The organism is Streptomyces sp. NPDC006798, assembly GCF_040635975.1.
In the GTDB taxonomy this organism is placed as follows: domain Bacteria; phylum Actinomycetota; class Actinomycetes; order Streptomycetales; family Streptomycetaceae; genus Streptomyces.
Genome location: NZ_JBEYIS010000007.1, coordinates 149003 through 173901 on the forward strand (window position 1 = coordinate 149003; position 24899 = coordinate 173901).

The 24899-nt window shown below is 72.8% G+C and carries 23 protein-coding genes, 2 tRNA genes and 1 pseudogene; 14 read left to right on the top strand and 12 right to left on the bottom strand.

The features are described from left to right. Nucleotides 1-31: 31 nt before the first annotated feature. Both ABZ714_RS06965 and ABZ714_RS06970 read left to right on the top strand, forming a co-directional pair. A complete protein-coding gene (locus ABZ714_RS06965) occupies nucleotides 32-715 on the top strand; it encodes a DUF1707 domain-containing protein (RefSeq protein WP_358824156.1) in 684 nt (227 codons plus the stop codon). 110 nt (nucleotides 716-825) lie between these two features. Further along, on the top strand, nucleotides 826-2220 hold the full coding sequence (locus ABZ714_RS06970; protein ID WP_358824095.1) for a DUF445 domain-containing protein: 1395 nt from the start codon (nucleotides 826-828) through the stop codon (nucleotides 2218-2220). Between the two features lie 52 nt (nucleotides 2221-2272). Here the strand turns inward: ABZ714_RS06970 and ABZ714_RS06975 are convergent, their stop codons facing one another. After that, the gene (locus tag ABZ714_RS06975; protein ID WP_358824096.1) at nucleotides 2273-2590 is read right to left on the bottom strand and encodes an Ig-like domain-containing protein; all 318 of its coding nucleotides are present in this window, start codon (nucleotides 2588-2590) and stop codon (nucleotides 2273-2275) included. A gap of 393 nt (nucleotides 2591-2983) precedes the next feature. Further along, complete coding sequence (dcm, locus tag ABZ714_RS06980; RefSeq protein ID WP_358824097.1) at nucleotides 2984-3973, bottom strand: DNA (cytosine-5-)-methyltransferase; 990 nt, start codon at nucleotides 3971-3973, stop codon at nucleotides 2984-2986. A 128-nt stretch (nucleotides 3974-4101) separates the two neighbouring features. On the opposite strand from dcm (ABZ714_RS06980), the gene ABZ714_RS06985 reads away from it, so the two are divergent. Together ABZ714_RS06985 and dcm (ABZ714_RS06990) are read left to right on the top strand one after the other, a co-directional pair. Next, a complete protein-coding gene (locus tag ABZ714_RS06985; RefSeq protein WP_358824098.1) occupies nucleotides 4102-4809 on the top strand; it encodes an HNH endonuclease in 708 nt (235 codons plus the stop codon). A gap of 91 nt (nucleotides 4810-4900) precedes the next feature. Then, a complete protein-coding gene (gene dcm / locus ABZ714_RS06990; RefSeq protein WP_358824099.1) occupies nucleotides 4901-6184 on the top strand; it encodes a DNA (cytosine-5-)-methyltransferase in 1284 nt (427 codons plus the stop codon). On the opposite strand, the pseudogene ABZ714_RS06995 reads toward dcm (ABZ714_RS06990), so the two are convergent. The 3 genes and pseudogenes from ABZ714_RS06995 to ABZ714_RS07005 all read right to left on the bottom strand — a co-directional run bounded on the left by ABZ714_RS06995 (nucleotide 6095) and on the right by ABZ714_RS07005 (nucleotide 8695). Continuing rightward, a pseudogene (locus ABZ714_RS06995) lies at nucleotides 6095-6506 on the bottom strand (very short patch repair endonuclease). The gene dcm (ABZ714_RS06990) and the pseudogene ABZ714_RS06995 overlap by 90 nt on opposite strands. Nucleotides 6507-6592: 86 nt before the next feature. Beyond that, on the bottom strand, nucleotides 6593-7591 hold the full coding sequence (locus ABZ714_RS07000; RefSeq protein ID WP_358824100.1) for a NaeI family type II restriction endonuclease: 999 nt from the start codon (nucleotides 7589-7591) through the stop codon (nucleotides 6593-6595). Nucleotides 7592-7684: 93 nt separating this feature from the next. Next, complete coding sequence (locus tag ABZ714_RS07005) at nucleotides 7685-8695, bottom strand: SEC-C metal-binding domain-containing protein (protein ID WP_358824101.1); 1011 nt, start codon at nucleotides 8693-8695, stop codon at nucleotides 7685-7687. Nucleotides 8696-8809: 114 nt separating this feature from the next. Here ABZ714_RS07005 and ABZ714_RS07010 point away from each other — a divergent pair, with 114 nt between their 5' ends. From ABZ714_RS07010 to ABZ714_RS07020, 3 genes are all read left to right on the top strand, one after another. Then, nucleotides 8810-9169, top strand: a complete 360-nt coding sequence (locus ABZ714_RS07010) for a DUF6412 domain-containing protein (protein ID WP_358824102.1) — start codon at nucleotides 8810-8812, stop codon at nucleotides 9167-9169. Nucleotides 9170-9284: 115 nt separating this feature from the next. Continuing rightward, nucleotides 9285-10031 (top strand): YidC/Oxa1 family membrane protein insertase, encoded by a 747-nt coding sequence (locus tag ABZ714_RS07015; RefSeq protein ID WP_358824103.1) that lies wholly within the window; start codon nucleotides 9285-9287, stop codon nucleotides 10029-10031. 195 nt (nucleotides 10032-10226) lie between these two features. After that, complete coding sequence (locus tag ABZ714_RS07020) at nucleotides 10227-11093, top strand: fumarylacetoacetate hydrolase family protein (protein ID WP_358824104.1); 867 nt, start codon at nucleotides 10227-10229, stop codon at nucleotides 11091-11093. Between the two features lie 70 nt (nucleotides 11094-11163). On the opposite strand, the gene ABZ714_RS07025 is transcribed toward ABZ714_RS07020, so the two are convergent. Together ABZ714_RS07025 and ABZ714_RS07030 are read right to left on the bottom strand one after the other, a co-directional pair. Then, nucleotides 11164-11724: a heme-degrading domain-containing protein gene (locus ABZ714_RS07025; protein WP_358824105.1), complete on the bottom strand. Its 561-nt coding sequence runs from the start codon at nucleotides 11722-11724 to the stop codon at nucleotides 11164-11166. After that, complete coding sequence (locus tag ABZ714_RS07030) at nucleotides 11721-12827, bottom strand: Gfo/Idh/MocA family oxidoreductase (protein ID WP_358824106.1); 1107 nt, start codon at nucleotides 12825-12827, stop codon at nucleotides 11721-11723. Before ABZ714_RS07030 ends, ABZ714_RS07025 begins: the two co-directional genes overlap by 4 nt. 56 nt (nucleotides 12828-12883) lie before the next feature. Between ABZ714_RS07030 and ABZ714_RS07035 the strand changes: the two genes are divergently transcribed. From ABZ714_RS07035 to ABZ714_RS07050, 4 genes are all read left to right on the top strand, one after another. Then, nucleotides 12884-14182 carry an ROK family transcriptional regulator gene (locus tag ABZ714_RS07035; protein ID WP_358824107.1) on the top strand — a complete coding sequence of 433 codons (1299 nt, stop codon included), beginning with the start codon at nucleotides 12884-12886 and terminating at the stop codon, nucleotides 14180-14182. Nucleotides 14183-14451: 269 nt separating this feature from the next. Further along, nucleotides 14452-15564: a hypothetical protein gene (locus tag ABZ714_RS07040; protein WP_358824108.1), complete on the top strand. Its 1113-nt coding sequence runs from the start codon at nucleotides 14452-14454 to the stop codon at nucleotides 15562-15564. A gap of 234 nt (nucleotides 15565-15798) precedes the next feature. Beyond that, nucleotides 15799-16578 carry an HAD-IIA family hydrolase gene (locus tag ABZ714_RS07045; protein ID WP_358824109.1) on the top strand — a complete coding sequence of 260 codons (780 nt, stop codon included), beginning with the start codon at nucleotides 15799-15801 and terminating at the stop codon, nucleotides 16576-16578. 197 nt (nucleotides 16579-16775) lie between these two features. After that, entirely contained in the window at nucleotides 16776-17303 is a 528-nt protein-coding gene (locus tag ABZ714_RS07050) for a hypothetical protein (protein ID WP_358824110.1), read from the top strand. 537 nt (nucleotides 17304-17840) lie between these two features. Here the strand turns inward: ABZ714_RS07050 and ABZ714_RS07055 are convergent. Further along, nucleotides 17841-17914, bottom strand: a tRNA-Lys gene (locus ABZ714_RS07055). 185 nt (nucleotides 17915-18099) lie between these two features. Between ABZ714_RS07055 and ABZ714_RS07060 the strand changes: the two genes are divergently transcribed. From ABZ714_RS07060 to ABZ714_RS07070, 3 genes are all read left to right on the top strand, one after another. Next, nucleotides 18100-19587 (top strand): peptidoglycan-binding protein, encoded by a 1488-nt coding sequence (locus ABZ714_RS07060; RefSeq protein WP_358824111.1) that lies wholly within the window; start codon nucleotides 18100-18102, stop codon nucleotides 19585-19587. 103 nt (nucleotides 19588-19690) lie between these two features. Continuing rightward, complete coding sequence (locus ABZ714_RS07065) at nucleotides 19691-21004, top strand: SPFH domain-containing protein (protein ID WP_358824112.1); 1314 nt, start codon at nucleotides 19691-19693, stop codon at nucleotides 21002-21004. 326 nt (nucleotides 21005-21330) lie between these two features. Then, nucleotides 21331-21915, top strand: a complete 585-nt coding sequence (locus tag ABZ714_RS07070) for a lytic polysaccharide monooxygenase (protein ID WP_358824113.1) — start codon at nucleotides 21331-21333, stop codon at nucleotides 21913-21915. 152 nt (nucleotides 21916-22067) lie between these two features. Here the strand turns inward: ABZ714_RS07070 and ABZ714_RS07075 are convergent, their stop codons facing one another. The 4 genes from ABZ714_RS07075 to ABZ714_RS07090 form a co-directional block, all read right to left on the bottom strand. Further along, a complete protein-coding gene (locus tag ABZ714_RS07075; protein ID WP_358824114.1) occupies nucleotides 22068-22502 on the bottom strand; it encodes an ester cyclase in 435 nt (144 codons plus the stop codon). Between the two features lie 216 nt (nucleotides 22503-22718). Further along, nucleotides 22719-22792: transfer RNA gene (locus tag ABZ714_RS07080), tRNA-Lys, on the bottom strand. A gap of 158 nt (nucleotides 22793-22950) precedes the next feature. Continuing rightward, a complete protein-coding gene (locus tag ABZ714_RS07085; protein WP_358824115.1) occupies nucleotides 22951-23712 on the bottom strand; it encodes an IclR family transcriptional regulator C-terminal domain-containing protein in 762 nt (253 codons plus the stop codon). 353 nt (nucleotides 23713-24065) lie between these two features. Then, nucleotides 24066-24803 (bottom strand): amino acid ABC transporter ATP-binding protein, encoded by a 738-nt coding sequence (locus ABZ714_RS07090; protein ID WP_358824157.1) that lies wholly within the window; start codon nucleotides 24801-24803, stop codon nucleotides 24066-24068. Nucleotides 24804-24899: the final 96 nt, after the last annotated feature.

Below are 24899 nucleotides of genomic sequence, written 5' to 3' on the forward strand. Positions count from 1 at the left end.
TATCCTTTCCCGTATGAGTGAACTCCCTGAGATGCGGGCCTCCGACACCGAACGCGAACGGATCGCCGAACGGCTCCGCGATGCGGTGGCCGAGGGCCGGCTCACCATGGAGGAGTTCGAGGAACGCCTCGACGCGACCTACAAGGCCCGCACCCACGGCGAACTGGAACCGATCGTCAGCGATCTGCCGGTGACCGGCGACGCCCCGGCGTCCCCGGCCGGCGCGCCCACCGGATCGCCCCAGCGCTGGAGCGACCGGATCGGCGGCGTCGCCACCTCCAAACTGGCGATCGCGGTCTGGGGCGGCTTCGGCCGCAAGGGCCGCTGGACCGTCCCCAGGTCCTTCAACGCCTTCGCCGTGATGGGCGGCGGCGAGCTGGACCTCCGCGAGGCCCACTTCGAGGACCGCGAGGTCGTGATCCGCTGCTGGGCGATCATGGGCGGAATCGACGTCATCGTGCCGCCGGAGCTGAATGTCGAGGTCAACGGCGTCGGCCTGATGGGCGGCTTCGGGGAGGAGGGCGGCGGCGAGGAGGGTGCCCCCGACCCCTCGGCCCCCCGCGTCCGGATCCTCGGCCTGGCCCTGATGGGCGGGGTCGGAGTCCGCCGCAAGCGCACCAAGGCCGACCGGCTCCGCCTCAAGGCCGAACGCGACCACCTCCGCCACCGGGGCGGCCGGCTCGACAAGGGCGACGACAACCGCCAGCTGGGCTGATTCCCCGCCCCGGGCCCGCGCCCGGCGAGCCACGGGAACTCCGGCTGCGCCCCGGGAGTCCCTGATACAGGGACAATGCGTACGGGGTGCGCGCGGACGGGTGGAGCAGGATGAACAGCACGGACCGGGAGCACCCGGAGAATTCACGGGACCCGAAGGCCCCGGGCACGGACACCGGCCCGGGTACGGGTAGGGGTAGGGGCAAGGCCAAGGCGGCGGGCGGCCCCCGCTCGGGCCTGCCCTCGTTCACGTACACGGAGGCCGACGCCGAGAAGCAGCGGGGCGTCCGCCGGATGAAGGCGATGGCGACCGGGCTGCTGCTCTTCGTCGCCCTGGTCTTCGCCCTGGCGACCTGGGCGGAGAACGCGGGCGCGGGCCCCTGGGCGGGCTATGTGGCCGCCGCGGCGGAGGCGGGCATGGTCGGCGCGCTCGCCGACTGGTTCGCGGTGACGGCGCTCTTCCGCCACCCCCTCGGCATCCCGATCCCGCACACCGCGATCATCCCCCACAAGAAGGACCAGCTCGGCGCGTCGCTGGGCTCGTTCGTCGGCGAGAACTTCCTCTCCGAGGACGTCGTAAGAGGCCGGCTGCGGGCCCTCGGCATCGGCCGCAGGCTGGGCACCTGGCTCTCCGAACCGGCTAACGCCGACCGGGTGACGGCCGAGCTGTCCACGGCGCTCCGCGGGGCGCTGACGGTCCTGCGGGACTCCGACGTCCAGGCCGTCGTCGGCGAGGCGATCACCCGCAGGGCGAACGCCGTGGAGATCGCCCCCGGGGTCGGCAAGACCCTGGAGAAGGTGGTCACGGACGGCGCCCACCACCGGGCCGTCGACCTGATCTGCGGCCGGGCCCACGACTGGCTGGTCGAACACGCGGACATGGTCATGGACTCGGTCGAGGGCGGGGCACCCGGCTGGACCCCCCGTTTCGTCGACCGGAAGGTCGGCGAACGGGTCTACCGCGAGCTGCTGCGCTACCTCACCGAGATGCGGGACGTCCCGGACCACCCGGCCCGCGGCGCGATCGACCGCTTCCTGACCGACTTCGCGGCCGACCTCCAGTCGGACACGGACACCCGGGCGCGGGTGGAGCGGATGAAGTCGGACCTGCTGTCGCGGTCCGAGGTCCAGGACGTGATCGCGTCCGCGTGGTCCTCGGTCCGCGCGATGGTCATCTCCGCCGCCGAGGACGACCGGAGCGAGCTACGGCTCCGGGCCCGGGCCTCCCTGCTCGGCCTGGGCGCCCGGCTGGCCACGGACGAGCGCCTCCAGGGCAAGCTGGACGGCTGGGTCGAGGACGCGGCGGTCTATGTGGTGACCACGTACCGAGGCGAGATCACATCGCTGATCTCCGAGACGGTGGCGAGCTGGGACGCCGAACACACCTCCCGCAAGATCGAGGCCCATATCGGCCGCGACCTCCAGTTCATCCGGATCAACGGCACGGTGGTCGGCGCGCTGGCGGGCCTGCTGATCTACACGGTCGCCCACGCCCTGGGCGGCTGACCCGCCCGGTACGCGCCTACGGCTCCGGGGCCGTAGGCGCGGACGTCCACCGCTATCCGGCGGGCGCCACCGCGATCCGCAGCGCCGCACTCGCGGAAACGGGCTCCTTGCCGCCCTTGAAGGTCACCCGGTAATTGATCACGTCCTGACCCTCGTACTCCGGGTTCGACGTATAAACGATCGCCCCGTCCGTCACCGTCGCCCGCCCGCTCCCGGGCCCGCTCTCGACGGTGATCTCCACCTTCCCGTCCGCATGTGCCTGGACCAGCGTCTTCCCGGTCCCGTCGGCCAGGGTCACGGCGTCGTTCTCCAACACCTTGACCACCATCTCCTCGCCGGTGACGGCCGCCCCGTCGTCATCACGCAGCAACAGAGTCCCCTGCCCGGAACCCGTCGGGGACGCCTCGGAGGTCCCCACTCCCGTACTTCCCGGCTCCGAGCTCTCCTTTCCAGCCGTTTCCACTCCACAACCGACCACCGCTCCCAGCACGGCGACAAGTCCGGCAGTGGTTAGAGCGATGCGCCCACGCGCATATATCGGCGACATGTGCACCCCAAGACAGACAGAACCGATCCGAGTGGGCTGAGCATGGCGTTCCGGACGGGGAAACGGGGGAAAGTGACGACAGATGATGCCGAGTCGTGATGTAAAGAGTCCTGGTCATAGCGGGTTCGCCGGGTTTGGGTAGTCGGTTGGGGTGGAGGGGGCGAGGGTGGCTCATGGGGCTTGTCTGGAGGCTTGTCCCCGGCCGTTCCGGCGACCTCAGATCAGGCCGGGACTCAGGGCCCGCCGGATCCGGTCACCGAGCGCCTCGGCCACTGGCGGCGGGAACGCGTTACCGATCTGACGGCAGATGGATGTCTTGCCCCCGGCGAAGGTCCAGCCGGGCGGGAAGCCCTGTAGCAGCGCCAGTTGACCGGCCGTGAGCCGGACCGGAAGCGGATCGTCCGGGCCCGGGGGAGCCATGGCGACACTGGAGCCGTTCACGCCCATCTCCGCCCAGGCCGCGCGCGCCCGTGAGGGCCCGAGATCGGGCCCTCCGTGCTTGCGGGAGCCGCCACACAGGGTCGGGGCGATCCGGCCGGCCTGCCGGGCCCAGATGTCGGCGAGCCGCCAGCCCTGGACGCCCATGGAATCACGCAGGGTCTCGCCGACGGTCGGTGGCGCCCCGGTGGCCGGCGCCGGCCACCGGAACCGCTGGAACGCCGACGGCTCCAGCGCGACCAGGACGGCCCGTGGCCTGAGTTGGGGGACGCCGAAGTCGCAGGCGCGTAAGAGTGTCCACTCGGCCTGGTAGCCGAGCTCGGCCAGACGGCGCAGGATAGCTTCGCGGTAGCCGCTGAACTTCGCCTGGAGCAGCCCCTTCACATTCTCCAGCAGGACCGCCCGGGGGCGGAGCGCGGCGACCAGGCGGATCGCCGAGGGGAACAGGTCGCGGTCGTCGCCCGGGCCCAGCTGCCGCCCGGCGAGGGAGAACGGCGGGCAGGGAACCCCGGCCGCGAACAGGTCCAGCCGGTCCTGCGCGAGGGCCAGTTCATCCGGTTCCATCCGCCTGATATCGGCCCGGAGCACCGTCCACTCCGGCCGGTTGACGCTGAGTGTCGCGCAGGCGTCATCGTCCAGTTCGACCAGGCGGTGATGGGCGAAGCCGCCCCGCTCCAGCCCGATCGCCTGCCCGCCGGCGCCGGCGCAGACCTCGACGCAGGAGAGAGGGCCGATCGTGGGGCCGACTGTGGAGATACCAGGATTCATGCCATGCCTTCCAGTGGGTCGTCAGGACAGAATCCAGCTTGCCGCCACTTGCCGCGGCAAGTGGCGGCAAGCTAATCTTTCACTCGAAGGGGGAATCCCTCTCAGAAGTTGAGCGATGGGTTGAGCGTGTGAGCTATGACGAGCTGAGCTGGTGTGATGAGTCCCTGGGTGCCCGGGTCCGGGTGGCGCTGTGGCTGAGGGACGTAGTCGGAGAGGGTGGCACCTTCTCCAAGCAGGAGATGCGTGCGGCGATCAGGGGGACGGAGCAGGTCGACCGCAGGATGCGGGATCTCCGTCCGGCGGGCTGGCTGATCCAGACGTACCGCGACAAGCCGAGCCTCCAGCCCGATGAGCTGTGCCTGGAGAAGATCGGACAGCCGGTATGGGACCCGGCGCACCGCGCGGCGGGGCTGCGGCAGATCAGTGCCAAGACGAGGCGCTTCGTCTATGAGCGGGACGGGCATATGTGCCGCCGGTGCGGTATCGCCGCGGCGGAGGAGTACGCCGACGACCCGGGAACGCACGCCCGGCTCACGCTCGGCCATGTCAATCCTCACAAGTCGGGTACTGGTTCCCGCCCCGAGGACCTGATCACCGAGTGTGCCCGCTGCAACGAGACGGTGAAGCACCTCACGGGGGTGCAGATGACCCCGGAGCAGGTCTGGGACCGGATGAGGGAGCTTCCCAACCGCCATAAGAAGGACCTCCTGGCATGGATGAAGGTCGACACCCGCCCGCTGAGTGACGCGGAGAAGGTCTGGGGGCTCTACCGGCAGCTTCCCGCGGCCTCGCGCGAGGTGCTGGAGATGCGGTTGGAAGCGCTGATGAAGAGCTGAGGCGCGGGGCGGCGGCTGTCGGGTCTTGTGCTTCCTTGTCGGTGCGGGATGCGACACTTGCGTGTCGTCGTCACCGCACCAAGGGGATTCCATGAGCACCGGCAGCCGCGAGCTGACCTCGATTGAGATCTGCGCTGGTGCCGGCGGCCAGGCCCTGGGTCTTCATCGGGCTGGCTTCCGGCATCTCGCGCTGGTGGAGGTCGATCCGCATGCGGCGGAGTCTCTGCGGGAGAACATCCGCACGCGGCGTGACTGGGCCTGGGAGCGGAAGAAATGCCGCGTCCTTGAGGGAGACGTCAAGAAATTCCAGCCGATCGGACATATCCTCAACCCCGATCTGGACGACCGGACACATCGGGAATTCTCGGATGACGAGGCCCTGCGCAGACTCCGTGAGGAGGGCGGCGCGGCGGAGAAGGAGAAGTATCTCCTGGCGCCGGGGCGGCTGGATCTGCTGGCCGGCGGAGTCCCCTGCCCGCCTTTCTCCGTCGCGGGCAAGCAGCTCGGCATGGACGATGACCGCGACCTCTTCCCGGAGATGCTGGGTCTGGTCGAGGAGCTGCGGCCCCGTGCGGTGATGATCGAGAACGTCCGGGGCCTGGTGGAGCCCGAGGTCAAGTTCCGCTACTACCGCAATCAGATCAAGAACCGCCTGCGGAAGGCCGGCTATGTGATCTGCGGCTGGCGGGTGCTGGAGGCCGGGGACTTCGGGGTGCCCCAGCTGCGGCCCCGGGCCATCCTGGTCGCGATCCGCGAGGACTGCTACCGCGGTTTTGACTGGCCGGTCCCGCAGAAGAAGATCAAGACGGTTTTCGCGGCGCTGGAGAATTCGATGGCCAGGCGCCTGGGCGGCCGGGAATCCGAGCTCTACCAGCAATGGGAGCGCGAGGTGAAGAACGGGACCGTCGCCCCCACCCTGGTGGGCGGTTCCAAGCGGCATGGCGGTGCAGACCTCGGCCCCACCAGGGCGAAGCGAGCCTGGGAGCGGCTGGGCGTCGACGCCATGGGTGTCGCCAATGACGAGGACAAGATGGTCGACTCGGACCGTGATCTGGGAAAAATCGGACGAGGCCCCAAGCTGACCGTCGCGCAGGCCGCGATCATTCAGGGCTTTCCCGAGGACTGGATTTTCTCCGGCGGCAAGACAGCGCGTTATCGGCAGGTCGGCAACGCTTTTCCGCCACCGGTGGCCGCGGCGGTGGGCGAGGCCATCAAGGACGCCCTCGCCCGTACCGGACCGCTGCACGACGACCCTGATCCCGGATTCGAACCTGAGGGAGACCCCTCAGACCTCGATACCACTATCCCCTTCCAGCCCGCCTTTCCGGCGTTTGAGGACGACACCGCGGACCATGGCGGCGCACTCGTCCGGTGATTCATGCTCCCAGAAGCGGAGCACCAGCCAGCCCGCTTCCCTCAGCCGCTGGTCCGTATCGCGGTCACGTCTGACATTTCCCGCGACCTTCTCGGACCAGTAGCCGGAATTCGTCCGCGGCGCCACATAGTGCTCGGGGGCAGCCGTGCCAGTAGCAGCCGTCGACAAAGACCGCGACCTTCACCGGCCGGAACACCAGATCGGCGGTCCGCCGCAGGTCGGGCAGGGGCCGTGCGCTCACCCGGTAGCGCAGGCCCTGCGCGTGCACCAGGCGGCGGAGCAGCGTCTCGGGTTTGGTGTCACGGCTCCGGATGGCCTGCATATTCCGCCGCCGGGCGGCGGACGACGCCCAGGAGCCCGCCGGGGCCTCCCAGGGGGTGTCCTTCTTCCGCTCCTCGGTCATGGCGCTCAGTAACTCTCCGGAGCCTCGGGTGCGGGATCTCCCTCCGACCACACCGTGTACCAACCGGTGCCGATCTCTACGGCGGGCCGCCCGCTCTCCTCGCCCGGGGCCAGCCGTCGTACCTTCACCGCTATCCACGATCCCTTGTCCGGGACGGGCAGATCAAGGGCGCGGGCGATCCGGGGGTGCTGGTTCTGATGGCCCAGGACCATGATCCCCTCGGGGCGGAGATCGATCCGGGCATCCCTGACCCGCTTGGGCCCGTCGTCCTGCCGGGCGACGGTGAGGACGGTGTTCCGGTCCACCAGCCGGCCCCGTACCCGGCGGAAGAGGGCGTTGGTCCTGGCCTGACCGCTGCCGGACCTCCGGCGGCCTGTGGCCGGCGGATGGAAGATCGCGTCCCGCTCGTGCGGCGCCAGGCTCAGCAGGATATTCGGCGGGAGCCGGCCGTCCCTGACCAGCCAGTGGACCGCCTGCCGCCCGATCGCGGACAGGGACCTCTTGCCGTCGCGATTGCGCCCCGCGTTCAGGAGGTCCTCATGGATCCGGACCAGACCCACCTGGAAGCTGGACCGGTGATCGTCCGCCTTCACCAGCAGACAGATATGCCCGACCGCTTCCGCCGGGATCGTCCAGTTGCCGCCGCTGGTGAACTTGGAGTCCACCTCATGGCCCGCTATCAGATAGTCCATCCGCCCGCGCTGACCGCGTTCCCAGCCGAAGTGGTCACGGGCGATGATCTCGACCTTGGTCCCGAGATAGGTCTTCTCGGTCTTCTCCAGGTCATCGACGTCGAACCGGCCGGTGCGCTGGCCGTCGAGCACCTCGTCGATGGACTGCCGGAGGACCCACCCGAAGGCCGCCGCGCACTCCTCTCCGGGCGGGAAGGCGCCGATGACGTCATCGAACGCGGAGTCGGGCCGCCGGGCGGCGGCGAGCGACGACACATGGGTGGCCGCTGACAGATCAAGCGGCAGTACGGGGTCCCCCGGGTGTTCGGCCATGGGGACGGAGCGTACCGGCACCGGCCCGCGGGCCAGCCCGGATCCGCAGTCTCGGGAACCGGGCCGGGCGCCGCCGGATGAGGCGTACCGGAATCAGCTCCCGCCCCCGTGACACTCACGGTACGCCTCCGCCGACCCGCACCAGCACGGGGCGCCCTTCGAGGGCGGCCAGGGGAGGGCGCGGCCGCGGGAGGCGAGGGTGGTGGCGTACTGGGGGAGCAGGGACGGGTTCGCCGGGGAGGACTGTTCCGAGGCCGCGAACGCCTCGTAGGAGGGGACCGTGGCCGTCACGATGCCCAGGTTCTCGGTGCCCGTGGACGCCAGTTCGCGGAGGGCCGCTTCGATGGCGGTCAGGTGGGCCGGGTGCGAGGGGTACTCGGCGGCGAGGGCGGGGTACGCGGTGAGGAGTTCGGTGAGTTCCGCCGCCGGCCAGTGGAGGACCGCGACCGGGAAGGGGCGGGAGAGCGCCGAGCGGTAGGAGCCCAGTTCGGAGCGGAGGCGGGCGATCTCGGCGCGGAGTTCCGCGGGGTTGTCGGAGCCCAGGGCCCACAGGCGGTTGGGGTCGTGGAGTTCGTCGAGGGAGATCGGGGAGCGGGCCGTGTGGACCTTGTCGGCGAGGCGGTCCCAGTCGTCGTGCGGGCGGCCGAGCAGGCGGCGGACCCGGTGGCGGCCGGTGAGCAGGGGGCGGACGCCGTAGGGGACGTCGTCGTCGCCGGGGGGCAGCAGCAGCCGGACGCCCTCCGTGAAGCAGGCGTGCGACTCCTCCAGTTCGTCGTGGGACTCCAGCGTCTCGGCGATGGTCTCCCACGGGGCCGGGTCGGCGGGGGAGGCCGCGCGGACGCCCGCGATCAGGGTCCGGGCCTCGGCCTCGTGGCCGTACTCCCACAGGTTCGCGGCCTGGAGCGCCTTGACCGCCAGGGGGTGTTCGGGGTCGGCGGCGAGCAGCTGGTCGTAGAGGGTGGAGGCGCGTTCGCGGTCGCCGGCCAGTTCGAGATGGGCCGCGGCGCGCAGCAGCAGGGGCTCGTGGTCCTCGGGGTACTGCGACGCGGTGCGCAGCAGACGCTCGGCTTCGGAGATATGTGCGGCAGGCGTGTCGGGGCGCATGGATGACACCGTACTGCGGCGGCCGGGCCCGGCGGGACGTGGTCGGCTCAGAGGGGCCGGGTACTCTGGAACCGGCGTACACCGGTACGCGCCGAAAACGGGAGGGGGACGGGGATGACGGCCACCGACGCCGCGAGCCGTACCGCCCGCCTGGTCCGCGCGCTCCTCCTCGCCCTCGTCGTCGCCGTCACGGCCTTCGAGGTCCTCGTCGCCGACAGCAGCGCCGGTTCCGGCGGCGGGTTCCTCGCCGCCCTCGCGCTCGCCGCCACCGCGACCGGTGCCGCGGGCTCCGCGCTCGTCCTCAGTGCCGTGATCAGCGCCCGGTGCGCGCCCCCGGTGCCCAGGACCCGGGTCCGTACCGCCATCCGCGACCGGGAGCGGCGTACCGCCTTCCTGCCGCAACGCGACCCCGACGCCCGGGGCCGCACCCGGCCCCGAGCCCCCGGCCGCGCCCTCCGCGCGGTGGCCGGATAGGGCGAAGAACTCGGCAGAACGCACAAGAAGGCGTTCCGGCAGGCCCTCCGTATCCGCCGTGTGTCTCGCGTATTCCGACACATCCGGCTGTACGAGACCCCTCGGAGGGCTCCCCTTGTCCGTCTTCGCCCAGCTGGTCGAGCGCCTCGCCGACCTCCTCGAACCCCTCTTCCACGGCTCCGCGACCGCCGCCGCGATCATCCTCTTCACGGCCCTCGTCCGGCTCGCCGTCCACCCCCTCTCCCGGGCCGCCGCCCGCGGCCAGAAGGCCAACGCCCGGCTCGCGCCCCGCGTCGCCGAACTGCGGAAGAAGCACGGCAAGAACCCCGAGCGGCTCCAGAAGGCCCTGCTGGAGCTGTACGCCAAGGAGAAGGCGTCGCCGCTCTCCGGCTGTCTGCCGAGCCTGCTCCAGATCCCCGCGTTCTTCCTCCTCTACCACCTCTTCTCCAGCGGCTCGATCGGCGGCGAACCCAACGCGCTGCTCGCCCACACCCTCTTCGCCGCGCCCCTCGGGGACCGCTGGACCGACGCCCTCGACGCGGGCGGTGTCGCCGGTGGCGCGGGCGTCGTCTATCTCGTCCTCTTCGCGATCGTGCTGGGCGTCGCCGTCTTCAACTACCGGCGTACGCGGCGTCAGATGGCCGACGCCCCGGCGATCGACCCCACCACTCCCGGCGCGGCGGCGATGGCGCCGATGATGAAGGTCATGCCGCTGCTCTCCTTCGCGACCCTGATCACGGTGGCCGTCGTGCCGCTCGCCGCCGCGCTCTACATCGTCACCAGTACGACCTGGAGCGCCGTCGAACGCGTCCTCCTCTACCGCGACATGCCGACGGCGGGCGCCCTGGCGCAGCCGCTCTGACCTCGCGGTTCCGGTGCCGCGGTGCCGGACGCGCGGGATGACAGGCACTTGCGGAGAGGCCGGGCATTCCGGAGGATCGGGGGAGTCCGGTCCTCCGAAGGCCCGACGACGGTCACCGTCGCCCGTCGTCGCCCGACCGGGCGGCCGAACGCGGTGACCGGGAGCCGGGAGTCAAGGGGAGTAGGGGAGCGACGGATGAGACTGCTGCGGATCGGCGCGCCGGGCGCCGAACGGCCCGCCCTGCTGGATCAGGACGGTACGACCCTGCGCGATCTGACCGGACTCGTCGACGACATCGACGGCCGGCTGCTCGCCGACACCTTCACCCTCGACCGGATCCGGGCCGCCGCGGGCGCGGGCGTCCTGCCCGTACTCGACGCGTCGGCGGCGAGCGGGGTACGCATCGGACCGCCGGTCGCCCGGATCGGCAAGATCGTCTGTGTCGGGCTGAACTACCGCGACCACGCCGCCGAGACCGGTGCCGAGCCGCCCGCCGAGCCCGTCCTCTTTCTGAAGGCGCCGGACACGGTCGTCGGCGCGTACGACACCGTTCTCGTACCGCGCGGCTCCACCAAGACCGACTGGGAGGTCGAACTCGCCGTCGTGATCGGCCGGACCGCCCGTTACCTCGGCGACGACGAGGACCCGCTGGCGTACGTCGCCGGTTACGCCGTCGCGCACGACGTCTCCGAACGCGCCTTCCAGCTGGAGCGCGGCGGCACCTGGGACAAGGGCAAGAACTGCGAGACCTTCAATCCGCTCGGCCCGTGGCTGGTCACCCGGGACGAGATACCGGATCCCCAGGCACTCCGGCTCCGGCTCCGGGTCAACGGCGAGCCGAAGCAGGACGGCACCACCGCCGACCAGATCTTCCCGGTCGCGGACGTGGTCCGGTACGTCAGCCGGTTCATGACCCTCCACCCGGGTGATGTGATCAACACCGGGACGCCCGCCGGGGTCGCCGCCGGGCAGCCGGAGCCCCGCTATCTGCGGGCGGGCGATGTGGTCGAGGCCGAGATCGACGGCCTCGGGCGGCAGCGGCAGACCTTCGCGGACGCCTGAGCCCCGCTCGCGCCTTCGAGTCTCCCGGCGGCCGGTGGGGCGGGCGTACGGCTCCGGAGCCGTACGCCCCTCATACCCCCGACGGCGTCCGGGTCGTCGCCAGGAACCGTTCCAGCGCCTCCACCACCAGCGCGTGATCGTCCGTCTGCGCCAGGCCCGAGACGGTGACCGCGCCGATCACCCCCGCCCCCGTCACCGCCAGCGGGAACGAGCCGCCGTGCGCCGCGTACCGGTTCCGGTCGAGCCGGGCCGCCGTGTCGAAGTCCGTGCCCCGTGCCCGGTACCGGGCGCCCACCAGCAGACTGCTCTCCCCGAACCGCTCCACCACCCGCCGCTTGCGGTCGATCCACCGGTCGTCGTCCGGGCTGGAACCCGGCAGCGCCGCGTGGAAGAGCTGCTGGCCGCCCCGGCGGATGTCGATCGCCACCGGCGCGTTCCGCAGCCGGGCCATCTCGACCAGCAGTGTGCCCAGCGCCCACGCGTCCGCGTGGGTGAACCGGTCCAGCACCAGCCGCCGCTCCTGCGCCGCCAGGTCGGCCACCGCCGGGGCGGCCCCCGGCCCCGGCCGGGGCGCGGACGGCTGGGGCGCGGGGCTCGCGGGCGGCTGGCCGGACGGGGCGGCGGGGCTCATTCGGACGGTACCTCCACGGTGATGCCCTCGCGGGCGGAAAGACGGGCCGCTTCCAGGATGGCCAGGGTCAGCGCCGCCTGCTCGGCGGTGACCGGCGGCGGTGTGCCCTCCCGCAGCGCGCGGGCCACCAGTTCGTAGTAGGCGGGATAGTCCCCCGGTACGGACGGGACCGGCTCGCCCCCGCCGGCCGGCGGCGACTCCCCGGCCCCGATCCGGCCCCACAGGGCCTCGTCCACCACGCCCCACGGCTCCCCGCCGCCCGGCCGCCGCCCCGCCCGCAGCGCCGCCTCCTGGGGGTCGAGCCCGTAGCTCACAAAGCCCGCCCGGGAGCCGAGGACCCGGAAGCGGGGGCCGAGCAGGGCAGCGGTCGAGCTGACCCAGAGATGGGAACGGACACCGTTCGCGTGGGTGAGGGCGAAGAACGTGTCGTCGTCGGCCTCGGCGCCCACCCGCCGTACGTCGGCCTCCGCGTACACCCGGACCACCGGCCCGAACAGGGTCAGCGCCTGGTCGACCACATGGCTGCCCAGGTCGTACAGCAGTCCGCCGATCTCCTGCGGATCGCCCGACTCCCGCCAGCCGCCCTTCGGCCGCGGCCGCCACCGCTCGAACCGTGACTCGAACCGCTGGACGACCCCCAGCTCACCACTGGCCACCAGCCGGGCCAGGGTCAGGAAGTCGCCGTCCCAGCGGCGGTTGTTGAAGACCGACAGCAGCAGGCCGCGGTCCGCCGCCAGCGCCGCCAGTTCCCGGGCCTCGGCGGCGGTCGCGGCGAGCGGTTTGTCGACGACGACCGGGAGCCCGGCCCGCAGGGCGGCCGTCGCCAGCGGGACATGCGTCCGGTTGGGGGACGCGATCACCACCAGGTCCAGCTCGTCGGCGCGGCCCCACAGCTCGTCGGCCGAGGAGGCGAGCCGTACCCCGGGGAACTCGGCCGTCGCCTGGTCGCGGCGGGTCCCGCTGGAGGTGACGACCGTATCGAGGACGAGTCCGTCGACGGCGGCGATCAGCGGCGCGTGGAAGACGGAACCCGCCACGCCGTAGCCGACCAGTGCGACGGCGAGAGGGCCGTCGGTACCGCGGGGAACGCCGTTACCAGTCATGGCGTCACTTAAGCAACGCTGTTGCCTAAGCGCAAGCGGACGTCAGAATGGGGGGCGTGCGAGACGACAGCGACGAGACCGGGGCCGCGCCGGACCCCGCGGACGGCGGCCGGCCGGAGCCGGACATGTCCTCCGCGGGCCCCGAGTACCCGGCCTCCGGCGGCCCTACCCGTACGGCAACGGAGACCGGTACCCGTACGGGCGGGGGAGCGGGATCCGAGCCGGGCGGGCGGAGCGCGACCCTGCCGGGTCCGACCGGGCCGACCGGAACAGCCGGACCGGCCGGGACGGCGGGCTGCGGGGCCAATCTGCCCGTACTGCGCGGACACAACACGGCCCTGCTCCTCGCCCACCTCCGGGACGCCCGCGAGCACGGCGTCAGCAGGCTCGGACTGGCCCGGCGGACCGGGCTCACCCCACAGGCCGTGAGCAAGATCGTCGCCCGGCTGCGCGCCGACGGCCTGGTCGCCGAGGCCGGGCGGCGCGCCTCGACCGGGGGCAAGCCGCGGACCGTGCTGCGGCTGGTCCCCGGGGCGCGGCACGCCGTCGGGCTCCGGATCGACCGGGACGAGGTGACCGCCGTGCTGGTCGATCTGTACGGCACCGTGGTCGCCGCCCGTACCGCCCCGCTGGATCTCGGTGCCGGGGCCCCGGCGGTCGTGGAGGCCGCGGCCGGGGAGGTCGAGGCGCTGCTGGCGGCCGAGGAGCCCGGACATCTGCTCGGTACCGGGGTCGCGATGCCCGGGCCGCTGGACCACGCGGCCGGGGTCACGCTCCGGATCACCGGCTTCCCCGAGTGGGACGGCTATCCCGTCCGGGACGCGGTCGCCACCCGGCTGGCGATGCCCGTCGTCCTCGACAAGGACACCAACGCGGGCGCCCTCGGTCTCGTACCGGGCATACCGCCGGGGGAGTCGTTCGCCTATCTGCACCTGGGCACGGGGCTCGGCGCCGGTCTGGTCCTGGGCGGCGCCGTGTACCGGGGCGGGCGGACCGGGGCCGGGGAGTTCGGCCACCAGGTGATCCAGCTCGGGGCCGACACCCCGCCCTGCCGCTGCGGGCGGCGCGGCTGCATCGAGGCGCTCTGCCTGGCCGCCGTGGCGCGCGGCGACCTCCCGGCGGCGGCCCGGATCCTGGGCGCGGGCGCGGCGAACCTGGTGGCGCTGCTCGACATCGACCGGGTTCTGCTGGGCGGGCGGATCGTCGAGGAGGACGGCGCGCGCGAGGTGTTCGTACGGGAGGCGGCGCTCCGGTCCGGGATCCCGGCCGCCCTCGCGAACGGCGGCCCCCATCTGATCGCCAGGGGCGCGGCGGAACTCGTCCTCGCCCCCCTCTTCGGCGGCGCGGCGGGCTGAAGGCCCCGGAGGCGTAGGGGCACGGCGGTACGGGCACGGCGCGCGTCGGCACGGCTGCCCCCAGGCCCGTACGAAAGTCGGACAATACGCTGAAGGGGCGGAATCGCCGGGCCGTCGCGCCGGGGCGGCTCGTGGCGTCGGCCCGTTCCGGGGCGGGCGTGCCATCGTCGGGGCCGAGGCCGGATCCGCCTCTCGTACCGTCCCCTCCCCGGGGGCGGCGCGGCCGGGCGGGGACAGGCCCCCTTCGAGCGCAAAGGCCAACGATCGACATGCGACCGCCCATCGCCTTCGCCGTCGTCGCCGCGACCACGGTCGCGGCCGTCGCCCTGACCGTGCCCCCGACCGCCTTCGCTGCCGCGCCGACAGCCGTCCGGGAAACCCCGGCGGCGGCCGGTCCGGAAGCCGCCCCGGCGAGGCTCCCGGCAACCTCCCCGGTCATCCCCGAGCCGGGACCGGCCGCCCCGCCTGCCCCGGCCGGGACGACCCGACAGCCGGCGAACCCGGTCGCCGGGGCGGGACCGGAGGGATCGGGCCCAGGATCGGCGGTCCGGTCCGGTTCCGTCGCCCGGTCGGGTCCCGGCCTCGCCGGTGCCCCGGCCTGGTCCGCACCGCCGCCATCGCCCCGACTCCCCGCCGCCGACCGGGGCCGTCCCCGGACTACGACCCCGGCCGGGCCCGTACGCGGTGTCGTACGAGCCCTCGGCCCGGCCGGGCCCGCCCTTGCCGCGGTCCCCGGCGGCGCCCGGCTGCCCGTCGGCTGCGGCAGCCCGTCCGGCGGCGCGTTCCCCATCGGCACCCGGATCGTCGGCGCGCCCGACGTCCACCACCCCGGGGGCGGCTTCGAGTCCTGGGGCGTGGAGCTGACCAACACCACCGGGCGGGAGTGCCGCGAGGTCCATCCGGTCCTCGTCTTCGCCGCCCGCGACCGGGGGCTGACCCCGGACCGGATGGTGCTGGAGTTCTACGACCCCGGGGCCGCCCGCTGGCGCGGCGCGCAGCTGGAGACCAGCGGGGAGGACGAGGTCGTCGGCGTACTCGGCACCCAGCGGGCCCGGGGCGGCGGCTTCACCGTGGGCGCGCGGTCGGCCGTCACCGTACGGGTCCGGCTGGCGCTCACCGGCGAGACCCCGCCCAACCAGGTCACCGTCAACGCGGCCGTGGTCCAGCGGCGCGGCGACGACGGCGACTGGGTCGGGGAGTCCGGCGACTACCGGTTCGCCGTACTGGAGGACCGGGGGCCCGGGGCCACCGTCACCCGGGACGAACTCGCCACCACGGGCACCGGCTCCACCCTCCGGCTGGCCGCCGCCCTCGGCATGGTCCTGGCCGGGGGCGGGGCCCTCGTCCTGATCTCCCGGTGCCTGCGCCGGACCCGCGGCTGACGGCGAGTCCAAGGGGCGGCGGGGCCCGGGTACGGAGCGGTCGGAGACATCCGTCGCTGGTCAGGGCTCGATCACCGGGGCCCGGCCTGACTAGGCTGTCCGTGTCGGGGTGCCACAGGGCCGTGCCTCCGGCACCCCGCACATCGCGTACGGGACGCGGACACCCACCGAGCCACCCGGCCGGAGCGGGGTCCGGGACCGATCCGTACCCCACGCACGGCAGGAGCCCCCTTGATGGCAGAGCGCAAGCCGATCGAATCCTGGCTGACCGACATGGACGGTGTCCTGATCCATGAAGGCGTGCCGATCCCGGGCGCCGACGCCTTCATCCGCAAGCTCCGGGACACCGGCAAGCCGTTCCTGGTGCTCACCAACAACTCCATCTACACCGCCCGTGACCTGCACGCCCGGCTCGACCGGATGGGTCTTGACGTCCCGGTGCAGAACATCTGGACGTCGGCGCTGGCCACCGCCCGGTTCCTGGACGACCAGCGGCCCGGCGGCACGGCGTACGTCATCGGCGAGGCCGGACTGACCACGGCGCTGCACGACATCGGGTACGTCCTCACCGACCACGACCCCGACTACGTGGTCCTGGGCGAGACCCGGACGTACTCCTTCGAGGCGCTGACCAAGGCGATCCGGCTGATCAACGGCGGCGCCCGGTTCATCTGCACCAACCCCGACGAGACCGGTCCCTCCACCGAGGGCCCGCTCCCGGCGGCGGGCTCGGTGGCCGCGCTGATCACCAAGGCCACCGGCAAGGACCCCTACTTCGCGGGGAAGCCGAATCCGCTGATGATGCGGACCGGGCTGAACGCGATCGGGGCCCACTCCGAGACCAGCGCCATGATCGGCGACCGGATGGACACGGACGTCCTCGCCGGTCTGGAGGCGGGGATGGAGACCTTCCTGGTCCTCACCGGCGTCACGACCCCCGCCGACATCAACCGCTACCCGTTCCGGCCGTCGACGATCGTGGACTCCATCGCGGATCTGGTCGACCGGATCTGACCGCGCGGGCCCGTCCCCGGGCCGACTGGGCCGACCGGGCCGACCGGGCCGGGTGAGCGGGCTCGCGGGTCACCCGAACACCTCGGCCGCCTTTCGCGTCGTGCCACGTCAGAGCCGGTGCCCGGGGACACGCCCGGCGCCGGGGATGCGATGAGGCGCGACAGGCGTGACGCTGTGGCACAGCAGGAGGTGTCACCATGCGTGCAGCAGCGATCGCGCTCCGTGCGGCCGGAGTGGCCGCCGTACTCGCCGCGGCGCCGACCGCCCTGGTCCTCGCCCCCGCGGAGCCCGCCGCCGGTTCCGCGCGCGAGACGGCCGGGGTGTACGAGTCCGGCGAGGCGGGAAATGTGAGAGATGCGGGCGATGCGGCGGATGCGGGCGGGGCGGGTGCGGACGCCGTGACCGGCACCGCCAGGTCCGCCGACTCCGCCGATTCCGGTGCGGTCGGGATCCCGGCCGCCGCCCCGATGGCACCCTCCCTGCTGACCCCGAGGGCCGCCCCGGACCCCGCCCCCGCCGTCGAGGCCAGGGGTACGGGCCAGGGCGGCGCGGGTACCGGCGCGGGCGCCGGTACGGGGATCGGTACGGCCGCCGAGGAGCCCGCCGCCGAGGACACCGGCCCCGGCACCGCGCATACCGTGGTCGGGCTGGTGCTGGCGGGAGTGGCGGCGGTCGTCGTCGCGGTCCGGGGCGCGCATCGCCGCCGCCGGACCGACAGCCGCTGAGGCCGGCTCGGCGCGTGGGCGATCCCGCCGCGGCCCGTCGGGTCGTAACACGGTCCGTCGGGTCATGACGCGGTACGACCGGGCCCGGCGGGTGACCGTCTCACCCGCACCACCCACCGGGCCGGTCCTCGACCGCGGGGGCACGGGCTGCGGGAGAAGCCCGGCACCGGAGCGGGAGGAGGGGGTGGTCGTGACATGACACGGGGAACCGCGGAATCCGAGGGGCGGGCGGAGCCGAACGGAACAGCCGGTACGAAGGAGGCCGCGGGGCCCGGACCCGTGGCGGAAGGGCCTGCCCTGCCACTGTAGGCGGGGGCGACCGCTCGGCCTAGGGCGTGTCCGGAAAGTAGCGCCGTCCGCCCGGAGGCCCCGCCCTGCGGGCGGACGGCGCCATGGTGACGACACGGCCTGGAGCGTCTCGCCCGGAAGTCGGGTACGCGGCCGGGCCCGGGGCGGGCGGGCCGGACGTCTGCCCGGAATCGATGGCCGGAAATGCCCGAAGGTCCCTCGCCATCGGCGAGGGACCTTCGGTGTGCGTGCGCCGCCAGGGACTCGAACCCCGGACCCGCTGATTAAGAGTCAGCTGCTCTAACCAACTGAGCTAGCGGCGCCTGCTGACAGGGGAAACTCTACCGGATCCGCCGGGGTGCTCCGAACCAATATCCGGCCCATCTGATCGTTCCCGGCCTGTCGGATGGTCGTTTAGTCCCTTTTATGGGTCAAACTGCACCCAGTTCCACCCGTAACCACCCACCCCCGGACCTCACGATCCAGCCACGCGCGGAGGGGCCAGCCGATGGCGCTGCCGGTTTTCGAGGAGTACGAACCCGCTTCCGACTGCGACTGCCCGGGATGCGCCGGCCGGCGCCGGGCGCTCGCCGCCGGGGAGCACCCCGCCGCCCACGGCTGCCGCCGCGCCCTCGTGGTGGTCACCGCGGCGGGCGCGGTGCTCGGCGCCGGCGCCGCCGTACCCGTGGGCGCGCTGCCCCACCCCGTGCCGGGGGCCGCCGCCCCCACAACCGCCGGGACCGCCGAACCCGACAACGAGCAGGGCGGACCCGGCGCGCTCCACGGCCGTCCGCTGCCCGGACCCGCCGGGACCCCGGCCGTGCCGGTCATCCCCGCGACGACCCGGGCGGAGATCATCGAGCGGGCCGAGAAGTGGGTGAAGGCCAAGGTCCCGTACAGCATGTCCAAGTACTGGACCGACGGCTACCGCCAGGACTGCTCCGGCTATGTCTCCATGGTCTGGGGCCTGACCACCAACGAGTGGACCGGCAGCCTGGCCCAGTTCGGTACGGAGATCCCCCGGGAGGAGCTGCGGCCCGGTGACATCCTGCTCTTCCACAATCCGAGCAATCCCCACTCCGGGTCGCATGTCACGATCTTCGGCGCCTGGACCGATCAGACGCACGCCGAGTACACGGCGTACGAGCAGACCAAGCCCGCCACCCGCCGCCAGACCACGCCCATGGCGTACTGGAACAACTCGTCCAAGTACGTCGCCTACCGCTACAAGGGCGTCACCGGTGCCACGGAACCCGCCGAGCCCCCTGCGCCTACTACGCCGACGATCCCCGTCCCGCCGACCGTGCCCGGCACCCCCACCGCGCCGACCGCGCCCACCACGCCGGTGACGTCCCCGGGCCCGGCCCCGGCCGACGCCTTTCCCGGTGCCGGGTTCTTCGGCCCCGGGGCGGACAACGAGCATGTGACCCGGCTCGGCGAGATGCTGGTCGAGCGGGGCGGCGAGCGGTTCTACGCCGAGGGGCCCGGGCCCCGCTGGAGCGAGGCGGACCGCGCGGCGACCCAGGCGTTCCAGCAGGCGCAGGGGTGGCGCGGCACCGACGCCGACGGCATTCCCGGCGCCGAGACCTGGAAGCTGCTGGTGACCGGGGCGGGCAAGGACATCCCCGCGCCGGTATCCGCGTCGACGGCCGCCCCGCCCGCCGCGCCCGCCGCTACGACCCCGGTGGCCGTCCCGGAATCCGCCCCGGCGGCCACCCCCGCCGCGACGTCCGGTGCCGTGACCGCCGTACCGCCGTTCCCGGGTGTCGGGGCCTTCCGGCCCGGGGCCTCGGGTCCGTACGTCACCCTCCTCGGCGAGCGGCTCGTCGCCCGGGGCTTCGGCCATCACTACACCCGGGGCCCCGGGCCCGTCTGGGGCGAGGCGGACCGGCGCAATGTCGAGGCGTTCCAGCGGGCCCAGGGCTGGCGCGGTACCGAGGCGGACGGCTATCCCGGGCCCGAGACCTGGCGCCGTCTCTTCACCGGCCCGGCCTGACTCCGGCCTCCCCGGGAGCCCGGCCCCTGAGCCCGGCCCGGCTCGGCCCCGGCCGTACCCCTCACGATCCACGCCCGATATCCGCAGCGGAGGCGGCAGCGCGATGAGTACCACCACCTCGGAGCCGGAGGGCGGCACCTCGCCGGCACCTCCGGCGTCCACCCCGGCGGCCCCTGACGCGGCGGGGGGTCCCGTGGCGCGGATCCCGGCCGTCGCCGACGACGCGACCACGGAGATCCCGGTCCATCTCTTGTTCCGCGACGATCCGCCGGGCGGCCCTTCGGCCGTTCTGCCGGGCGGGACGCCGACGACGGAGCCCGGCGCCGGACCCGTCGGCCGCGGCGGCCGGCCCGGTCGGCCCGGTCATTCCGGCCTTCCGGGGGACGGCGGATCCGGTCGTACGATCACCCCGCGCCCGGCCGTCGTCGCCCGGCGGCGGGGCACCGGCGAGCAGCCACGAACAGCCCCCGGACCCGGACCCGGACCCGGCCCCGGACCCGTCCGGCCGGTGCCACCGGCCGCCGATCCGGATCTGGTCGAGCGCCCGGGCCCCGCACTCCCCGGCTGGACCGGGGTCTTCGCGGGGGCGTGCGCCGTCGCCGGTACGGGTGTGGTGCTGTGGGGGACCGGGGTGACCCCCGCGGTGGCGACCCGGCTCCTCGGGCTGCCCCCGGCCCCGTACGCCGGAATCGGCCCCCTGCTGTGGGCGCTGATCGGGGTCGGGGTGGTCCTCACGCTCTTCACCCTCGGCGGGGTCGCCCGCGGCCGGGCGGGATACGCGCTCGTGCTCACGCTCTTCGGCGAGTACCGGGGCACGGTCCGGCGGACCGGGCTGATGTGGCTGAACCCGCTGCTGCGCCGCCGCCGGATCGACGTACGGCTGCGGCACTGGCGGAGCCTGCCGCTGCCCGCCGCCGACGCGGACGGTACCGAGCTGCGGGTGGTGGTGCTGGTGGTGTGGCGGGTCCGGGACACCGCCCGCGCGGCCCTCGGGGTCGAGCGCCACGAGAGATATCTGGCCGAGCGGGTGGAGTCGGCGGCGGTACGGATCCTCTCCCGCTGCCCGGCGGACGCCCTGCCGCAGGGCCCGGCCGGAGCCGAGGCCCTGGGCGCGGCGCTGACGGAGCTGCTCGCGGCCGAGTGCGCGCCCGCCGGGATCGAGGTCTTCTCGGCCCGGCCGGCGGCGGTCGAGTACGCCCCCGAGGTCGCCGCCGCCCTCCAGCGCCGCCGGATCGCGGCGATCGACGCCAGATGCCGGGACTCCGTACTGACCTCGGTGGTCGACGCGGTCGACGACACCGTCACCCGGCTCACCGCGCGCGGTCTGGTGGAGCTGGACGACTACGAACGTAAGGCCCTCGTCAAAGACCTCACCGTGGCGTTCTACACCGGCCGGTCCGCGACCCTGGAGCGGTGAGTTCCGCCGACCCCGCCGACAAGGATCCGCCATGGCCGGATCCCGGTCCGCGTAAGTGATGAAGGAAAGCGGGATGCGGGGCATGGCATCCGGTGGCGAGGTCCGCCGCAGGCCCGGAAAGCCAAGGCGTCTCAGGGTCTGGACAGGCCGAACTCTGGTCAATACATTGGGTGTTGGTCTAGACCTAAAAGTGGCGCAGAAGGAGCGCCTCTCGCGGAAAATCCCCCCACGGGCCCCCCACGGCACGGCCGCTCGGCAAACCCCCCACAGCACAGCACGCGTGCAGCACGGCTCACTCGAACCCCCCCACGTTTCTGGGAGCAAGCATGCGCAAACGGACCACAGCCGCCGCCATCGGTCTGCTCATGACGGGCGCCACCGTCTTCGCGACCGGCAGCGCGACCAGCCACGGCTACACCGAATCCCCGATCAGCCGGCAGAAGCTCTGTGCCAACGGCACGGTGAAGAACTGCGGTTCCATCCAGTGGGAGCCGCAGAGCGTCGAGGGCCTCAAGGGCTTCCCGGCCGCGGGACCCGCCGACGGCGCGATCTGCGCCGGTGGCAACGGCCGCTTCTCGGAGCTCGACGACCCGCGCGGCGGCGCCTGGCCCGCCACCAAGGTCAACTCGGGCAGCTTCACGTTCAGCTGGCGCTTCACCGCCCGGCACCGCGCCACGGACTTCAAGTACTTCATCACCAAGCAGGGCTGGGACCCCAACTCGAAGGTCACCCGGGCGTCCCTGGACTCCCAGCCCTTCCTGACGGTTCCCTACGGCGGTGTCCAGCCGCCGGAGACCCTGTCGCACACCGGGACGCTGCCGTCCCGCTCGGGCAAGCATGTGATCGTGGCGGTCTGGACCGTCTACGACACCCCGAACGCGTTCTACTCCTGCTCGGACGTCCAGTTCTGACGACCGGGAACGGACCGGCGCGGCGGCCCTCGCGGGGCCGCCGTCGCCGTGTGCCGCCATTCGGGGTAACCGGCGGTCCCGGGTACCCCTGATTCGGAGCGGTCCGGCCGGCCGCCCGGACCCGTCGGTCGTGAGCCGCGAGCCGTGAGCCGTCAGTCGTTGAGCCCGATCTGCCGCATCAGACCGACCAGGTCGTAGAAGAGGTTCTCCTCGACGATCATGCCGTCCGCCCAGTGCGCCACCGTGCAGAAGTCCACGGCGAAGGCCCGCCCGGTGGGTGGGATCTCCCCGCCGGGGCCCTTCATCGGGCCGGTCATCGTACCCGTGAAACGGGCCACCGAGCAGGTCCAGTCGCCCCGGCCGAGCAGGACCTTGTACGGCCGGTTCGCGATGTGGTTGTCGGGGAAGGTGGCGAAGAACTCGACCGCCTCCGCCCGGTGGTCGTGCCGTCCCCTGGTCGGCTCGGGCTGTCCCGGCCAGTACACGACCGTGTCCGGGGTGTGCCGGGCGTCGAAGGCGTCCCAGTCCTGGGCGTTCCACGCGTCGTCGAGGCTCTGCATCAGCTGCATGTTCTCGTCGGCGGTCATCGTCCTCACCTCAGTCTCGGGGATCGGGTACGGGACGAGCGGGCCGGCGGGCGACCACCCCTCCAGCAGAACCCGGCCCCCGGCGCCCCGCAAACCGGCCGGGACGGCCGGGCGCGCGCCCCCGGCCGGCTCCCCGCGGGCCGGGAGGGCCGTCCGGGGAACGGAAAACACCCGAGGCGTCCCGGTCGGAACCGGAACGCCTCGGGTGATCATCTGTGCGCCGCCAGGGACTCGAACCCCGGACCCGCTGATTAAGAGTCAGCTGCTCTAACCAACTGAGCTAGCGGCGCCTGACGAGAAAAATACTACCCGGTCCCCGGGGATGCTCCCGACCACCGCCAGGGCCGGGGCCACTGCCAGGGCCGGTGTCACCGCCAGGGCCGCCGGCGCCCCGGCCGCCACGGCTGCCGACGGCCGGGGCCCGGACCCCGTAGGCCCCGCCCCCGGTTCAGAGCGTGAGGGAGAGCGCCATCGGGGCGGCGCTGCGGTTCAGCGTGTCGGCCGCCGCGCGCAGCCGGTGCGCGTGCTCCACCGGCATCGACAGGGCGAGACAGCCCACGGCCGAGCCCGCCGTCAGCGGTACGGCGGCGCAGACCGTGCCCACCGCGTACTCCTGGAGATCGAGTACGGGGACGGTCGGCGGCTGGCTGTCCAGCTTGGAGAAGAGCAGCCGCTCACTGGTGATCGTTCTGGAGGTGAAGCGGGTGATCTTGTGCCGGGAGAGATGGTCGCGTCGGCCGTTCGGGTCGAGCTGGGTGAGCAGGCACTTGCCGACGGCGCTGGCGTGCGCCGCGAACCGGAAGTCCACGTACTCGTTGACCTTCGGGGTATGGGGACCGTCCGCGTACTGGGTGATCCGGACCTCGCCGTCGATATAGCGGCTGACGTACACCGCGGCGCCGACCGTGTCCCGCAGCAGGGAGAGGGCGTGCTGGACCTTCTCCTCGACGGCGCGCTCCCGGGCCTGGCCCGAGCCCAGCAGGACGAGGGAGTCGCCTATGACATAGGCGCCGTCGTCGGCCAGCCGCTCCAGATATCCCTCGCGGCGGAGCATGTCGAGCATCGGCCCGAGATGCGCGGTCGGCAGTCCGGTCTCCCGGGCGATCCGCTGGTCCGTGACACCACCACCGTGCCGGGAGACGGTTTCGAGTACGCGCAGCACGTACTGCACCGACTGGAATGACACAGTCGGCTCGGGCCTGAGCGCCACGGTCTCCCCCTCAGCAGGTCGTCACCGCAAGCTTCCATTACCACGATAGCGGTCAATAACCATCAGAAGCACGGCTGTTGGCCGGAATGCCGGGCGTTGTCACCCCCCTAAGCTGCGGTTCTTGTGATTGGCATATGCCAGAGGCATGATCCGGGCCGGGGGAGCGCCCACGATTCGCGCGGGCGTTCCCGGGTACCCCCGGGCGGGCGAGTACACCTCCGCGGCGCCCGGGGACCCCCGGGAGGGTCCGGGGAACCGGCCTCCCGCAAGCCCCCGGACACCGCGGCGGGCGGCCCCGGACGCCGATCCCCGCCCGCCGGGCACCGCGTACGGCTCGGAGCATCGCCCGCGGCTCAGAGGATCGCGCTCAGGAACTCCCGGGTCCGTTCGTGCTCCGGGTCGGAGAAGATCTTCTCCGGCGGGCCGTACTCCAGGATCCGGCCCTCGTCGAACATCATCACGCAGTCCGACACGTCCCGGGCGAAGGCCATCTCGTGGGTGACGCAGACCATGGTCACATCGGTCGTCGTGGCGATGTCCCGGAGCAGGTCCAGCACCCCGGTCACCAGCTCGGGGTCGAGCGCCGACGTCACCTCGTCCAGCAGCAGCACCTTGGGCCGCATCGCCAGCGCCCGGGCGATGGCCACCCGCTGCTGCTGGCCGCCGGAGAGCCGGCTGGGGTAGCTGTCGGTGTAGTCGCCGAGACCCACCAGCTCCAGCAGCTCCCGGCCGCGCTCCTCGGCCTCGTCCTTGGAGAGGCCCAGGACGTGGACGGGCGCCTCGGTGATGTTCCGCAGCACCTTCATATGAGGGAACAGATTGAACTGCTGGAAGACCATGCCGATGTCCTTGCGGACCTCCCGCAGCTCCTTCTCGTTCGCGGGCCAGAGCCGCCGCCCGCCGACGGTGATCGTGCCCTCCTCGGGCTTCACCAGGGTCATCAGCAGCCGCAGGATCGTGGTCTTGCCCGAGCCGGACGGGCCGATGAGGGTGACGTGCTTGCCGGGGTGGACCGAGAGATCGAGGGAGTCGAGGACCGTACGGTCCCCGAACCGCTTGGTGACCTTGTCGAAGGTGATCAGATCGGTCACCGGCGCTTCGTCCCCGGCCGCGGGACCCGGCGCGGCGGACGCGCCGGCGGGACCCGAAGGGCCGCCGGGATCAGTGGGTTCGGAGGGCTTGTTGAG

Bases quoted from the DNA above. Each gene is read 5' to 3' on its own strand.
- ABZ714_RS06965 (WP_358824156.1), top strand. From the start codon at position 32: ATGCGGGCCTCCGACACCGAACGCGAACGGATCGCCGAACGGCTCCGC.
- ABZ714_RS06970 (WP_358824095.1), top strand. From the start codon at position 826: ATGAACAGCACGGACCGGGAGCACCCGGAGAATTCACGGGACCCGAAG.
- dcm (WP_358824097.1), bottom strand. From the start codon at position 3,973: ATGAATCCTGGTATCTCCACAGTCGGCCCCACGATCGGCCCTCTCTCC.
- dcm (WP_358824099.1), top strand. From the start codon at position 4,901: ATGAGCACCGGCAGCCGCGAGCTGACCTCGATTGAGATCTGCGCTGGT.
- ABZ714_RS07000 (WP_358824100.1), bottom strand. From the start codon at position 7,591: ATGGCCGAACACCCGGGGGACCCCGTACTGCCGCTTGATCTGTCAGCG.
- ABZ714_RS07005 (WP_358824101.1), bottom strand. From the start codon at position 8,695: ATGCGCCCCGACACGCCTGCCGCACATATCTCCGAAGCCGAGCGTCTG.
- ABZ714_RS07010 (WP_358824102.1), top strand. From the start codon at position 8,810: ATGACGGCCACCGACGCCGCGAGCCGTACCGCCCGCCTGGTCCGCGCG.
- ABZ714_RS07020 (WP_358824104.1), top strand. From the start codon at position 10,227: ATGAGACTGCTGCGGATCGGCGCGCCGGGCGCCGAACGGCCCGCCCTG.
- ABZ714_RS07025 (WP_358824105.1), bottom strand. From the start codon at position 11,724: ATGAGCCCCGCCGCCCCGTCCGGCCAGCCGCCCGCGAGCCCCGCGCCC.
- ABZ714_RS07030 (WP_358824106.1), bottom strand. From the start codon at position 12,827: ATGACTGGTAACGGCGTTCCCCGCGGTACCGACGGCCCTCTCGCCGTC.
- ABZ714_RS07040 (WP_358824108.1), top strand. From the start codon at position 14,452: ATGCGACCGCCCATCGCCTTCGCCGTCGTCGCCGCGACCACGGTCGCG.
- ABZ714_RS07045 (WP_358824109.1), top strand. From the start codon at position 15,799: ATGGCAGAGCGCAAGCCGATCGAATCCTGGCTGACCGACATGGACGGT.
- ABZ714_RS07050 (WP_358824110.1), top strand. From the start codon at position 16,776: ATGCGTGCAGCAGCGATCGCGCTCCGTGCGGCCGGAGTGGCCGCCGTA.
- ABZ714_RS07060 (WP_358824111.1), top strand. From the start codon at position 18,100: ATGGCGCTGCCGGTTTTCGAGGAGTACGAACCCGCTTCCGACTGCGAC.
- ABZ714_RS07065 (WP_358824112.1), top strand. From the start codon at position 19,691: ATGAGTACCACCACCTCGGAGCCGGAGGGCGGCACCTCGCCGGCACCT.
- ABZ714_RS07070 (WP_358824113.1), top strand. From the start codon at position 21,331: ATGCGCAAACGGACCACAGCCGCCGCCATCGGTCTGCTCATGACGGGC.
- ABZ714_RS07075 (WP_358824114.1), bottom strand. From the start codon at position 22,502: ATGACCGCCGACGAGAACATGCAGCTGATGCAGAGCCTCGACGACGCG.